This window comes from Microbacterium sp. ZW T5_56 (genome assembly GCF_044987425.1).
GTDB lineage: Bacteria > Actinomycetota > Actinomycetes > Actinomycetales > Microbacteriaceae > Microbacterium.
Map to the genome: position 1 here is coordinate 280,197 of NZ_JBJDRI010000001.1, position 12,443 is coordinate 292,639.

Genomic DNA, 12,443 nt, shown 5'->3' on the forward strand with positions numbered 1-12,443 from the left:
ACGTCGGCGACCGATGCGGGTGGGGTCAGCGTGGAGATCACGAGCAGGTGACTACTTCTTCAGCGCGCCCGCGAGCAGCGTGAAGTACTCGTCGATGCCCCACGGAATCGACAGCGGCGAGGGGTTCGCGGAGGCGGCGAGCGGGGTGTCGCTCTCCAGCACCGCGACCGCGCCCGCGGCCACCGCGGGGATCTTGCCGATGAGCGGGTCGGCCTGCAGCTGCGCCACGAAGTCGGATCCGGCGGCACCGTAGGTCACGAAGAGGTCGATGTCGTCGAACTTCTGCGCCTGCTCGGAGCTGACGGTGAGGTAGAACTGGTCGCTGTCTGCGGTCTCCTCCACGATGCTCGGCACCGGAAGGCCGAGGTCGGAGAGGAAGCCGGGACGGGTGTCGAGCTTCGTGTAGTAGCCGATCTGGCTCATGTCAGCGGCGTCGATGTAGCTGAAGAGGACCTTCTTATCGCGCAGCTCCGCGTGAGCATCGAGCGACGTCTGCACCTGCTGCTCGAGGTCGGCGATGAGGGCGTCGCCCTCGGTGGCCAGACCGAGTGCCTTGGAATCCAGCCGGATCATGTCCTGGTAGGAGGTGCCCCAGGCGACCTCGGGGTACGCGACCACGGGTGCGATCTTCGACAGGGTGTCGTAGTCCTCCTGCGTCAGACCCGAGTAGGCGGCCAGGATCACGTCGGGCTGGGTGTCTGCGACGGCCTCGAAGTCGATGCCGTCGGTCTCATCCCACAGCACCGGAGTCTCGGCGCCGAGCTCGGTGAGCTTGTCCTCCACCCAGGGCAGCACGCCGTCCTTGTCGTCGTCACCCCAGGTGACCTTTGCCATGCCCACCGGAACCACGCCGAGCGCCAGCGGCACTTCCGCGTTGCCCCACGCGACGGTCGCCACGCGCTCGGGCTTCTTCTCGATCGTGGTGGTGCCGTAGACATGCCCGATCGTGACCGGGAACGTGTCCGCGCTCGCGGAATCACCGGCCGACGAGTCATCGGACGGCGCGGCGGCGGAGGTGGAGCAGGCCGCGAGGCTCGCGGTGAGCAGCGCTGCGGTGGCGGTGAGGCCGAGTAGACGTGACAGACGCACGATGAATCCTTCGCAGTGTGAGGGAATGCCTTCATATGATGTAGGTGAGGCTTGCCTAAATTAGCATGGATCGGTCGGGGCCCGCGAGAGCGAGGCGGTCACCGTGCGACATACTGGGCGGCAGGATTCACCTGGTGAGGAGGCGCTCATGACCTTGCCGGACGGCACCGAGTCTCCGGACTTTCCGTTCGTCGGCGACGCGGGTCATTCCACCCCGCAGACCACCAGCGATTCCGGCACGATCCTCGGGATCATCGCGCTGGTGCTGAGCGTGGTGATCGCGCCCGTCGGACTGGTGATGGGCATCGTCGGGACTGTGATCTCGCGGCGCCGCGGTGCGCGCAATGTCCCGGCCGTGCTGGCCATCGTGATCGGCGCGATCGTCACGCTGCTGTGGATCGCCCTGATTCTCTTCCTCGTGTTCGTGGTCGCCATCCCGCTGCTGTCCGCGTGCGCGGAATACGGACCCGGTGTGCACACCCTCGACAACGGCTCCACCCTCTCCTGCTCCGCGTCCTGAACGCCCTGCCTCTCGCGGGCGCTCGTCGCAGGTCAGCGGGCGAAGTCGTCGATGGCGTGGGCGGTCATCATCATCTCGACGGCGCCACCGTGCCCCTCTGACTCGACGATCTCCAGCCGGCTGCCCGGCCACGCGCGGTGCAGCAACCACGGGGTGATCGCGGGCCCGCTGACGTCGTGGCGGCCGTGAATGAGGACGCCGGGTATGTCGCTGAGCTCGTGCGCACGGGAGAGGATCTCGCTCGGCAGAAAGCAGTCGTGCGCCCAGTAGTGGGTGACGAGTGTCGCGAAGTTCTGGCGCTGGCGGGGGTCCGCGTGCAGCGGACCCGACTGCCACGCCGGGTCGAGCGAGATGTGCGTGCTCTCCCACTCGTCCCATCGATCCGCCGCGGCGGCTCGCACCTCGGGGTCGGGTGAGCGCAGGAGTGCTGCGTAGTGTTCGACGACGCGTCCTCCCATCGGCACTCCGCTCGCGAAGGCGCTCCACGCTTCGGGGAAGATCATGCCGACGCCCTCCGTGATCCAGTCGATCTCCGCTCGCCTTCCGGTGGTCACCGCCGTGAGAACAACCTCCGTGACCCGGTCCGGGTGAGCGAGGGCGTAGGCGAGCGCGAGGGTCGATCCCCAGGAGACGCCGTGCAGGAGCCAGGTGTCGATTCCGAGGTGTGCGCGGACGGCCTCGATGTCCTCGAAGAGCACGGGAGTGGTGTTGCGCTCCAGCCCGTCGAGGTCATCGATCGCCCACGGCGTGCTCTGTCCGCAGCCGCGCTGATCGATTCCCACGATCAGATAGAGGTCCGGGTCGAACCGACGACGGTAGCCGCCGCGTCCGAGCCCGCCGCCCGGACCGCCATGCAGATAGAGCGCCGGGCGACCGCGCGGGTTTCCCGAGGTCTCCCAGTACAGCCGCGCGCCGTCTGGACGCTCGATCAGGCCTGACGCGAACGGCGTCACCGAAGGATGCATCCCCGAAGCCTACGCACAGGGCGCTCGACTCGATCCACCGCATTTCGCGACACGCCCGGGGATCACGTAGCCTGGAAGGCTCGGTACACGGGCAGAAGGGTTTCCCGTGGGTTACATCGATATCAATGCCATCTCGTTCACTCTGCCGGACGGTCGTCCGCTCCTGGACGAGGTCACCTTCCGCGTGGGCGAAGGGACCACGACCGCACTCATCGGCGAGAACGGCGCCGGCAAGTCGACGCTGCTGCGCGTCATCCGCGGCGAGCAGAAGCCGGATTCGGGCGCCGTCACCATGGCTGGCGGGCTGGGTGTGATGGACCAGTTCATCGGCCACACGCGCGACGCCGACCCGGCGAACCCGCCGACGGTGCACACGCTCCTCGTCGACGTCGCACCCACTGCCATCCGCAGCACCGCGCGAGCGCTGGCCGCCGCGGAGCTGGCGCTCATCGAGAACGACACCACCGACACGCAGATGCGCTACGCCACGGCGATCGCGGAGTACGCCGACGCCGGTGGCTACGAGTACGAGACCGTGTGGGATCGCGTCACGATGGCGGCGATGGGCCTCCCGTTCGAGCGCGCCCAGTATCGGGAGCTGTCGACGCTCTCCGGCGGCGAACAGAAGCGCCTCGCTCTCGAAGCGCTGCTGGCCGGCCCCGACGAGGTGCTCCTGCTCGACGAGCCGGACAACTACCTCGACGTCCCCGGCAAGCGCTGGCTGGAGGAGAAGCTGCGCGAGACGCGCAAGACCGTGCTTCTGGTCTCGCACGACCGCGAGCTCCTGGCCCGCGCGGCGGATCGGATCGCCACGCTGGAGGTGAGCCCGTCCGGGGCCACCGTATGGGTCCATGGTGGGTCGTTCGCGACGTATCACGCTGCTCGTGAGGCGCGGATGGATCGCCTCGACGAACTGCGCAGGCGCTGGGACGAGCAGCACGAGAAGCTCAAGAAGCTGGTCGCGACGCTGAAGGTCCAGGCCGCGAACAACGCCGACATGGCCTCCCGCTATCACGCGGCGCAGACACGCCTGGCGCGATTCCTGGATGCGGGCCCGCCGCAGGAGCGCCCGCGTGATCAGAGTCTCGACATGCGCCTGCGTGGAGCACGCACGGGCAAGCGCTCGGTGATCGCGTCGAACCTGGAGCTCACCGGGCTCATGAAGGCGTTCGACACGGAGATCTGGTTCGGCGACCGCGTGGGCGTGCTCGGATCCAACGGATCCGGCAAAAGCCACTTCCTGCGCCTCCTGGCCCGCGGCGGTACCGATCCCGACGGCACACTCGGTCACATCACGACGGCAGGACAGAAGGCGGCCCCCGTCGACCACACCGGGCGCGCGATTCTCGGCGCGCGCGTCGTGCCCGGCTGGTTCGCGCAGACCCACGCGCACCCGGAGTGGACGGGGCGCACGCTGCTGGAGATCCTGCATCGTGGTGAGGACGATCGCGACGGGATGCCGCGTGAAGCGGCGAGTGGTGCGCTGGACCGCTACGGACTGGTGCTGCAGGCCGAACAGCACTTCGACCGGCTGTCCGGCGGACAGCAGGCGCGGTTCCAAATCCTCCTCCTCGAGCTCAGCGGCGCCACACTGCTGCTGCTGGACGAGCCGACCGACAACCTCGACCTGGTCTCGGCCGAGGAGCTGGAGGACGCCTTGCGCCGCTTCGACGGCACCGTCCTCGCGGTGACCCATGACCGCTGGTTCGCGCGGGGCTTCGACCGCTTCCTGGTGTTCGGCTCGGACGGATCGGTGTACGAGACCGAGACGCCGGTGTGGGATGAGGCTCGCGTGGTGCGCGCTCGCTGATTCCGCCGTCGCGCGCCCCTGGCTCCTTCTTCACGGATGGGGCCAGGTGCGCGCAACGGGGCCGTCCCTCTGGTCACCGTCGGTGGCGGCGCGTATCGTGCCGGGCATGTGCCGTAACATCCACACCCTCCACAACTTCGAGCCCGCCGCCTCCTCAGACGAGGTGCACGCCGCCGCACTGCAATACGTGCGCAAGATCGCCGGCACCACCAAGCCGTCGCGCGCCAACCAGGAGGCGTTCGACCGAGCCGTGGCGGAGATCGCCCACATCACGCAGCACCTGCTGGACGATCTCGTCACCACAGCGCCGCCGAAGAATCGCGAGGAGGAGGCGGCGAAGGCTCGCGCCCGCGCCGTCGCGTCGGGGCGGTACGAGACCGCTTGACGGACGAAACAGCCCGACGCGCCAGCGCCGCAGGAGCTGCGCGAGATCCTGCGTGACGGGCCGACCGTCTGACGGTCAGCGCCTGCCGAACGTTCGCCAGATCCCGCCTGACGTGACGAACGTGCGTCAGCGCGCCTGGAGGTACGTCAGCACCGCGCGAACCCGTCGGTTCTCGTCCACCGGGGACAGCCCGAGCTTGAGGAAGATGTTGCCGACGTGCTTGCTCACGGCTGCGTCCGACAGCACGAGTGCGGCGGCGATATCCGAGTTGGACAGCCCATCGGCCATGAGCGCCAGCACCTGGTGTTCCCTCGGTGTCAGGCCCTCCAGCGGCCCGGGCGTCGAGCGGGCGAGGAGGGTGCGCACCACCTCGGGATCGATCACCGTGCCTCCGGCGACGATGCCGGTGAGAGCGCGCTCGAAGTCGCGCACGTGGGCGATCCGGTCCTTGAGCAGATAGCCCAGCGCGCCGCCGGGCAGGGTCAGCAGATCCTGGGCGTAGCTCTCCGCGATGTACTGCGACAGCACAAGCACCGGCTGCTCCGGGGCCGTGCGGCGCAGTTCGATCGCCGCGCGCAGTCCGTCATCGGTGAGATCCGGGGGCATCCGCACATCGGTGATCACCAGATCGGGTGCAGGGTCAAGCGCGGCGAAGGCGGTGAGCAGTTCCGGTGCCGAGCCGGCACGCCCGACGATCTGATGCCCCAGTCGCTCCAGCAGGGCGATCAGCGCCTCGCGCATCAGCGCGGAGTCCTCAGCCAGCAGGATGCGCACCGTGGCCCCTTTCCTCGTACGCCGAGACCGGAATGCGCATCGACAGCAGCACTCCCGATCGGCGGCCAGTCGTTGTCGACACGGTGAGGGTACCGCCCAGACTCGCCGCGCGCTCGCGGAGTCCCGCGACTCCGGTGCCGCGATCCTCCGCTACCGTGCCGCCGCCGTCATCGGAAACGGTCACCACGAGTTCCCCATGTTCGACCTGCGCCTCGGCCGAGACCAGGGAAGCCCCGGAGTGCTTTGCCGCATTGCTCAGCGCCTCCGTCACCAGGTAGTACGCGGCTGTCTCGGCGGCTGCTGGCAGGCGCGGCACATCGAGCTCGAGGCGCAGCGGTACGGGCGCGCGTCCGGCGAGCTCCTGCAACGCTGCCGTCAGCCCCCGATCACTCAGCACCGCCGGATGCAAGCCGCGCACCGTGCGGCGGAGAGAGTCCAGGGCGGCGTCCGCGGCGCTGCGTGCTGTACCGACAGCCCGCAGCAGGGGATCAGTGGTCCCCGTCGCGACGACCGCCTCCGCCTCGAGCTCGATGATCGCCAGCCGCGCGCCCAGAGCCACCAGCTCCTGCTGTACGCCGTCGTGCAGATCGCGCTCGATGCGCCGTCGCTCCTCATCCAGCGCGCGCACCAGCGTGGCACGGGCCGCCGTCAGCTGCTCGACGCGTGACTGCAGCTCGGCATCGCGTGGTGCGCAGAGCAGGCGCAGCAGCGATGCCTGCGCTCCGGCGAGCACGGCATGAGCGTATGCGCCGACCACCAGCATCAGGAGGAACGCGATCACCAGGAACGGGGTCCTCTCGGGGGTGAGCGCCCAGCTCACATCGCCCCACAACGTCACCACTCGCCCGCTCTCACTGACGGAGAGCCAGACGAACGCGACGCACAGCACCAGCACGGTGATCTCGGCACCCACCAGGACGAGCGCGAGGAGGCCGAAGACGAGATTCGAGAACAGTGCGCCGACCTCGCGCCAGGTCGCCGGCTCCAGGAGACGGATATTGAGCCAGTGCCGCCGCTCCGGGCGGGGAACCCGCACGTGCGGAGACGGCTGAGCTGCAAAGCCTAGCCAGCGCGTCCGTCGCCGCTCGATCGTCCCGACCACGAGCGCCCACAGCGGGATCAGAAGGAGTGTGGGGATCATGACGAGAAGCCAGAACAGCCCCCACACCACGCTGAACACCAGATAACCGAGCGAGCGCCACGGCATGGCACCGAACAGGAATCGGTGCGGCGGTCGCCGCACCTCGTCCCAGACGGTTGCACTCATCACTCCACGATAGGGAAGCCGCCACGTTTCCCCTCCGCCGAGGCGGAAAGAGTGGAGTCAGCTCTACCGTCGATGGCGAGCTCGCCCGCTGTCGCCAGAGGGGCGCGGGCAATGAAGTGGAGGAATGTCCTCAGATGTGCCCTCCCCGACGCCCGTCGTCGCCGCCCGTGATCTTGTGAAGTCCTATCCGCCCGCCCGTCGTGGCGGTACGGAGACCGTCGTGCTCACCGGGATCAGCATGACCGTGGAGCCGGGCGAATTCGTCGCGATCGTGGGCCCGAGCGGATCGGGGAAGTCCACACTCCTCTACTGTCTCGCCGGCCTCGAACCCCCGAGCCGCGGGCAGGTGCTCCTCCTCGGTGAGGACCCCGCGACGCTGTTGCGAGGGCGTCTCGCGCGGCTGCGCCGCAGCGGCGTCGGGTTCGTCTTCCAGTCCTTCAACCTCATCCCCTCGCTGTCAGCGCGGGAGAACGTAACCCTGCCGGCGCGCCTGTCCGGACGGCGGGTGCGCGCGGCAGAGGTCACGGCGGCGCTCGCGGCGGTGGGTCTCCAGGACCGGGGCTCGCACCGTCCCGGCGAGCTCTCGGGCGGTCAACAGCAGCGCGTCGCCATCGCACGCGTGCTTGCCGCGCGGCCGCGCGTGGTGTTCGCCGACGAACCCACCGGCGCCCTCGACGGTGCCACCGGTACCGCGGTGCTGGGTCTGCTGACCCAGGCAGCACACGCCGGCAGTGCGGTGGTCCTCGTCACGCACGATCTGGAAGCCGCCGCGCGTGCGGACCGCGTGATCGTGCTGCGCGACGGTGCGATCCACGGCGAGCTCCGCACCCCCACTGCGGCCGAGATCTTCGCGGCCGTTCACGGTCACCCCGCCGGCGCACTGCGATGATCCGGCTCATCGTCGCCGATCTCGCCCGCGGATTCCGGCTATGGCTCGGCCTCGCGGCGGTGAGCGCCGCCGTCAGCACGGCCCTCACCTTCGCGTTCGGGCTCGCCGCCCAGCCACGCCCCGCCGACGGGAGTGCTGATCAGCTGTTCTCGAGCCTGTTCGGCACCATCCTGATCTTCACCGGGATCGTGGTGCTCATCGTCGCGAGCTCCGCGTCGGTCCTGGTGATGAACCTGCGTCGACGCTCCCTCGCCCTCTGGCAGATCGTGGGCATCCTGCCGGGGCAGATCTTCCTCGTGAGCGTCGCCCAGATTCTGCTGACCGCGCTCTTCGGTGCTGTGGTGGGCGGGCTCGTCGGGCTGGCGATCTACGCTCCGGTGTACGACTACGGCTTGTCGACCCTCGGCGAGGGGCTTCCGCAGCCAGCCATCCAGCTGTCGTCCGCAGCCGGAGCCGTCGGGGTCACCGCGGGCGTGATCGTGCTGGCGGGGCTTCGCGGCGCTCGCAGCGCAGCTCGCACCTCGCCGGTGCGCATCCTGCGGGAACCCGAACCCGTGCCCTCCGGGTGGGGACGGTGGGTGCGCGCCGTCGTCTGCGCGCTCGCTATCGCCGGCACCGTCGCGCTGCCGCTCAGCATGCGAGGCGACGGACACCGCAGCATCACGGGCCTGGCTCCGCTGCTTCCCGCCCTGTTCGCCGCCGCGCTCGCGGTGGGTGGGCCGCTCGTCTATGCGGGCGTGCTCCGTACCTGGACCGCTCTCATTCCGGCCCGGTTCACCGCCTGGTACCTGGCTCGCCACAGCGCCGCCGCCCGCGCGAGCGCGTCCACTGCCGCCATCGGGCCGGTGATGGCCGCGATCGCTCTGGTGGGTGGCTTGTACGCGGCAGGAATGACGCTCGCCGCCGCGCCGTCGAACTCGTGGGGCGACTTCTCGATCGACACCTCTCAGCTCGTGCTCCTCTTCGGCGCACCGCTGCTCGTGGCGATCGTCGGGGCGGCTGCGGCGGTCTACACCACCGGCAGCGCGCGCCAGCGGGAACGCGCGCTGCTCACCGCCGCCGGCGCTGCGCCGGGAACCCTGCTGCGCGTCGCGATCTGCGAAGCCGTCATCCTGGTGGTCACTTCGGTGCTGCTCGCCGTCGCCGTGATCGTGCTCTCGGTCGTGCTGATCGCTGTCGCTGTGGGTGCCCCCGGCATCCGCATCGCGTTCGGTCCGATCGCGATGATCGGTGCATCCGCGCTGGTGCTGATCGTGGTGGCCACCATCGTCCCGGCGCTGTCGGGTCGCCGCGGCAGCGTGATGTCGGCGTTGGCAGCGGAGTGATCGGCTCCCAGGCGACCCGGGTAGGCTGAGCGGGTGACCATGGAGATCGAAATCGGCCGAGGCAAGCGCGCGCGCCGTGCCTACACGTTCGACGACATTGCTGTGGTGCCCTCCCGGCGCACCCGCAACCCCGAGGACGTGTCGACCGCCTGGTCGATCGACGCCTATCACTTCGACATCCCCGTGATGGCGGCGCCGATGGACTCCGTGGTGAGCCCGGACACCGCGATCCAGCTGGGTCAGCTCGGCGGTCTCGGCGTGCTCGACCTGGAGGGACTGTGGACCCGTTACGACGACCCGCAGCCGCACCTCGATGAGATCGCGGGCCTGCCCGATGCTGACGCCACGCGTCGCATGCAGGAGCTGTACGCGGAGCCCATCAAGGCCGAGCTCATCCGCGACCGCATCGCGCAGATCCGGGCCGCCGGAGTCACCGTGGCCGGCTCCCTCACCCCGCAGCGCACGCAGGAGTTCTACGACACTGTCGCCCGCGCGGGCGTCGACCTGTTCGTCATCCGCGGCACGACCGTCTCTGCCGAGCACGTCTCGAGCGTGGCCGAGCCGCTGAACCTCAAGAAGTTCATCAACGACCTCGACGTTCCCGTGATCGTCGGAGGCGTCTCCACCTACACTCCCGCGCTGCACCTCATGCGCACGGGGGCGGCGGGTGTGCTCGTCGGCTTCGGCGGCGGTGCCACCAGCACCACGCGCGCGACGCTCGGCATCCACGCACCGATGGCCACGGCCATCTCCGACGTCGCGGCAGCGCGCCGCGACTACCTCGATGAGTCGGGCGGACGATACGTGCACGTGATCGCCGATGGCGGCGTTGGCACGTCCGGTGAGATCGTGAAGGCGCTCGCGATGGGTGCGGATGCCGTCATGCTCGGCGTCGCTCTCGCTCGTGCCGAGGAGGCGCCGGGGCAGGGGTTCCACTGGGGGCCCGAGTCGCACCATCCGCAGCTGCCGCGCGGCCGTCGTGCCTCGATCGGTCAGGTGGCACCGCTGCAGGAGATCCTCTACGGCCCCTCGTCGGTGTCCGACGGAACAGCCAACCTCATCGGTGCCCTGAAGAAGTCGATGGCCACCACCGGATACTCCGACCTCAAGGAGTTCCAGCGGGTCGAGGTCGTTGTCGCCCCGTACGCCGCCGGTTGAGCCGCCCGTAGCGCAGGTCTCCGTGTCCGACACCCCCGTGACGATCTTCCCGCCCACGCTGCGGGAGGTACTGCTGCGCGCACGCTGGCTCGGCATGCTCGCGCTCTGCCTCGTGGTGGCCGGCGTCTTCGCCTGGCTCGGGCAGTGGCAGCTGTCTCGCGCGATCGACACGGACCCGCTTCCCGAGGGGGTCACCGAACAGGTGGAGCCCATCACCGATGTGGTGAAGCCGGGCGACTACCTGCCGGAGCCCCTCGTGGGACAGCGGGTGTCGATCGCGGGCTCGTTCGTCGCTGATGACTTCTTCGTGGTCTCCGGTCGTTACGACTCCGGCGAGGCCGGCTACTGGGTAGCCGGGCAGTTCCGTATCGCTGATGCGAGCGCGCCCACCTCTCTCGCCGTCGCCGTCGGCTTCACCCCCGACCGCGCGGTGGCGGATGCCGCGGCCGCCGCCCTGAACGCCGCGCCGCCGCAGAACGTCCAGGTGAGTGGTCGACTCATCTCCGACGAAGGCGCCATGGCACCTTCCCGCAGTCAGGCCATCACGGAGATGAGCCGGATGTCGACCGCTGCGCTGCTGAACCTCTGGCACGACGCGGACGGCATCGATGTCTACCGTCAGTACCTGACGTCGGCCGAGCCCTTCGGCAACCTGGAGCCCATCGTGTCGCCGGCGCCCGAGATCTCGTCGCCGATCAACTGGCTCAACCTGTTCTACGCGGCCGAGTGGGTCGTCTTCGCCTGCTTCGCCTTCTACCTCTGGTACCGCCTCGGTAAGGACGCGTGGGAGAAGGAAGTCGAAGCCATCGAAGAGGCGAACGCCGCGGGGTGAGCACGCTGGAGGAGAACATGAAGACGCGCAACAGTCGAAGGCTTCTCCCCGTTCTGTTCCTGGCAGCTCTGCTGGCGGCGTGTGCACCGGAACCGCCCGTGGTGGGCGGTGGGGGCGGTGAGCCGGCGGACATCAGCCGCGCTGTCTTCGAGAAGAGCGTCGCGGATGCGTACGTCACCGTGACGGGGAGCACCGAGAAGTGGAGCGCCAACTGTGGCGACTGGGATGTGAAGCCCGCGGATCTGCTGGGGACCATGTCCTGCACGGTGACCTCGGCCAGCGGCGCGACAGTGCACGTCCTGGCGGAGACAAGCAACGTGGACAACTGGGAGTCGTACCGGGTGACTCTGAAGGACGCGACGGGCACCGAGGTCGGCGACTAGCCCGACACGCCCGTCGGATGCCTCGATTTGCCGGGTTGTTCCGTTCCGCGTAACTTAGTTCTTGTTCGCCCCACAGGGTAGAGCGGAGGGCCTTCGGGTCCGGCTCCCCTCATGTTGGTGGACAAGCCTCCTTCACAAGATCTGGACAGTTTCTGTCGTGGTGTTGTGGTGGTGGTTGCCTGGATCTCGGGTCGTGGCGTGTCGGTTTGACGCGGTGTGGTTTGTGGTCTAGGTTAGAGAAGTTGCCCCGCAGCGAAGCCCGTGAGGGTGGGTGGTGGGAGTATCCGATCCTTGAGAACTCAACAGCGTGCACTTGTCAAATGCCAAATAACCTCGCCACCCCTTTTTGGGGTGGGTGAGATTCCTTTGGATCAATTTATGGAAGTCAGTTTTGACATTCTGTTTTTGGTCAGTTTCAAACTCGCAGCGCTTTCTGCCTATTCCGGTGGGGGTGTTGCAGCTGTTTTTCACGGAGAGTTTGATCCTGGCTCAGGATGAACGCTGGCGGCGTGCTTAACACATGCAAGTCGAACGGTGAAGCAGAGCTTGCTCTGTGGATCAGTGGCGAACGGGTGAGTAACACGTGAGCAACCTGCCCCGGACTCTGGGATAAGCGCTGGAAACGGCGTCTAATACCGGATATGAGATAAGACGGCATCGTCGTTGTCTGGAAAGATTTTTCGGTCTGGGATGGGCTCGCGGCCTATCAGCTTGTTGGTGAGGTAATGGCTCACCAAGGCGTCGACGGGTAGCCGGCCTGAGAGGGTGACCGGCCACACTGGGACTGAGACACGGCCCAGACTCCTACGGGAGGCAGCAGTGGGGAATATTGCACAATGGGCGAAAGCCTGATGCAGCAACGCCGCGTGAGGGATGACGGCCTTCGGGTTGTAAACCTCTTTTAGCAGGGAAGAAGCGAAAGTGACGGTACCTGCAGAAAAAGCGCCGGCTAACTACGTGCCAGCAGCCGCGGTAATACGTAGGGCGCAAGCGTTATCCGGAATTATTGGGCGTAAAGAGCTCGTAGGCGGTTTGTCGCGTCTGCT

At 68.1% G+C, this 12,443-nt stretch carries 12 protein-coding genes and 1 rRNA gene; 9 read left to right on the top strand and 4 right to left on the bottom strand.

From position 1 onward, the window contains the following. Window positions 1-51 precede the first annotated feature (51 nt). Complete coding sequence (locus ACI3KU_RS01320; protein WP_404920473.1) at window positions 52-1,089, bottom strand: iron-siderophore ABC transporter substrate-binding protein; 1,038 nt, start codon at window positions 1,087-1,089, stop codon at window positions 52-54. Between the two features lie 148 nt (window positions 1,090-1,237). Between ACI3KU_RS01320 and ACI3KU_RS01325 the strand changes: the two genes are divergently transcribed. Continuing rightward, window positions 1,238-1,609: a hypothetical protein gene (locus ACI3KU_RS01325; protein WP_404920474.1), complete on the top strand. Its 372-nt coding sequence runs from the start codon at window positions 1,238-1,240 to the stop codon at window positions 1,607-1,609. 32 nt (window positions 1,610-1,641) lie between these two features. Here the strand turns inward: ACI3KU_RS01325 and pip are convergent, their stop codons facing one another. Further along, window positions 1,642-2,574, bottom strand: coding sequence for a prolyl aminopeptidase (gene pip, locus ACI3KU_RS01330; protein WP_404920475.1), 933 nt, complete (start codon window positions 2,572-2,574; stop codon window positions 1,642-1,644). A 106-nt stretch (window positions 2,575-2,680) separates the two neighbouring features. Between pip and ACI3KU_RS01335 the strand changes: the two genes are divergently transcribed. Further along, the gene (locus ACI3KU_RS01335) at window positions 2,681-4,384 is read left to right on the top strand and encodes an ABC-F family ATP-binding cassette domain-containing protein (RefSeq protein ID WP_404920476.1); all 1,704 of its coding nucleotides are present in this window, start codon (window positions 2,681-2,683) and stop codon (window positions 4,382-4,384) included. A gap of 106 nt (window positions 4,385-4,490) precedes the next feature. Further along, window positions 4,491-4,769: a DUF2277 domain-containing protein gene (locus ACI3KU_RS01340; protein ID WP_404920477.1), complete on the top strand. Its 279-nt coding sequence runs from the start codon at window positions 4,491-4,493 to the stop codon at window positions 4,767-4,769. Window positions 4,770-4,895: 126 nt separating this feature from the next. Here ACI3KU_RS01340 and ACI3KU_RS01345 read toward each other — a convergent pair whose 3' ends face one another. Together ACI3KU_RS01345 and ACI3KU_RS01350 are read right to left on the bottom strand one after the other, a co-directional pair. Continuing rightward, window positions 4,896-5,543 carry a response regulator gene (locus tag ACI3KU_RS01345; RefSeq protein WP_404920478.1) on the bottom strand — a complete coding sequence of 216 codons (648 nt, stop codon included), beginning with the start codon at window positions 5,541-5,543 and terminating at the stop codon, window positions 4,896-4,898. Further along, complete coding sequence (locus ACI3KU_RS01350) at window positions 5,524-6,810, bottom strand: histidine kinase (RefSeq protein ID WP_404920479.1); 1,287 nt, start codon at window positions 6,808-6,810, stop codon at window positions 5,524-5,526. Before ACI3KU_RS01350 ends, ACI3KU_RS01345 begins: the two co-directional genes overlap by 20 nt. Before the next feature lie 124 nt (window positions 6,811-6,934). Here ACI3KU_RS01350 and ACI3KU_RS01355 point away from each other — a divergent pair, with 124 nt between their 5' ends. The 6 genes from ACI3KU_RS01355 to ACI3KU_RS01380 form a co-directional block, all read left to right on the top strand. Then, window positions 6,935-7,699 (top strand): ABC transporter ATP-binding protein, encoded by a 765-nt coding sequence (locus ACI3KU_RS01355; RefSeq protein ID WP_404920480.1) that lies wholly within the window; start codon window positions 6,935-6,937, stop codon window positions 7,697-7,699. Next, a complete protein-coding gene (locus ACI3KU_RS01360; RefSeq protein WP_404920481.1) occupies window positions 7,696-9,024 on the top strand; it encodes a hypothetical protein in 1,329 nt (442 codons plus the stop codon). Before ACI3KU_RS01355 ends, ACI3KU_RS01360 begins: the two co-directional genes overlap by 4 nt. Before the next feature lie 39 nt (window positions 9,025-9,063). Beyond that, entirely contained in the window at window positions 9,064-10,182 is a 1,119-nt protein-coding gene (locus ACI3KU_RS01365) for a GuaB3 family IMP dehydrogenase-related protein (RefSeq protein WP_404920496.1), read from the top strand. Window positions 10,183-10,204: 22 nt separating this feature from the next. Beyond that, on the top strand, window positions 10,205-11,014 hold the full coding sequence (locus tag ACI3KU_RS01370; protein WP_404920482.1) for an SURF1 family protein: 810 nt from the start codon (window positions 10,205-10,207) through the stop codon (window positions 11,012-11,014). A 17-nt stretch (window positions 11,015-11,031) separates the two neighbouring features. After that, a complete protein-coding gene (locus tag ACI3KU_RS01375; protein WP_404920483.1) occupies window positions 11,032-11,397 on the top strand; it encodes a hypothetical protein in 366 nt (121 codons plus the stop codon). Window positions 11,398-11,863: 466 nt separating this feature from the next. Further along, window positions 11,864-12,443, top strand: a 16S ribosomal RNA gene (locus ACI3KU_RS01380); the annotation flags it as partial.

Bases quoted from the DNA above. Each gene is read 5' to 3' on its own strand.
- ACI3KU_RS01350 (WP_404920479.1), bottom strand. From the start codon at position 6,810: ATGAGTGCAACCGTCTGGGACGAGGTGCGGCGACCGCCGCACCGATTC.
- pip (WP_404920475.1), bottom strand. From the start codon at position 2,574: ATGCATCCTTCGGTGACGCCGTTCGCGTCAGGCCTGATCGAGCGTCCA.
- ACI3KU_RS01365 (WP_404920496.1), top strand. From the start codon at position 9,064: ATGGAGATCGAAATCGGCCGAGGCAAGCGCGCGCGCCGTGCCTACACG.
- ACI3KU_RS01340 (WP_404920477.1), top strand. From the start codon at position 4,491: ATGTGCCGTAACATCCACACCCTCCACAACTTCGAGCCCGCCGCCTCC.
- ACI3KU_RS01355 (WP_404920480.1), top strand. From the start codon at position 6,935: ATGTCCTCAGATGTGCCCTCCCCGACGCCCGTCGTCGCCGCCCGTGAT.
- ACI3KU_RS01360 (WP_404920481.1), top strand. From the start codon at position 7,696: ATGATCCGGCTCATCGTCGCCGATCTCGCCCGCGGATTCCGGCTATGG.
- ACI3KU_RS01325 (WP_404920474.1), top strand. From the start codon at position 1,238: ATGACCTTGCCGGACGGCACCGAGTCTCCGGACTTTCCGTTCGTCGGC.
- ACI3KU_RS01375 (WP_404920483.1), top strand. From the start codon at position 11,032: ATGAAGACGCGCAACAGTCGAAGGCTTCTCCCCGTTCTGTTCCTGGCA.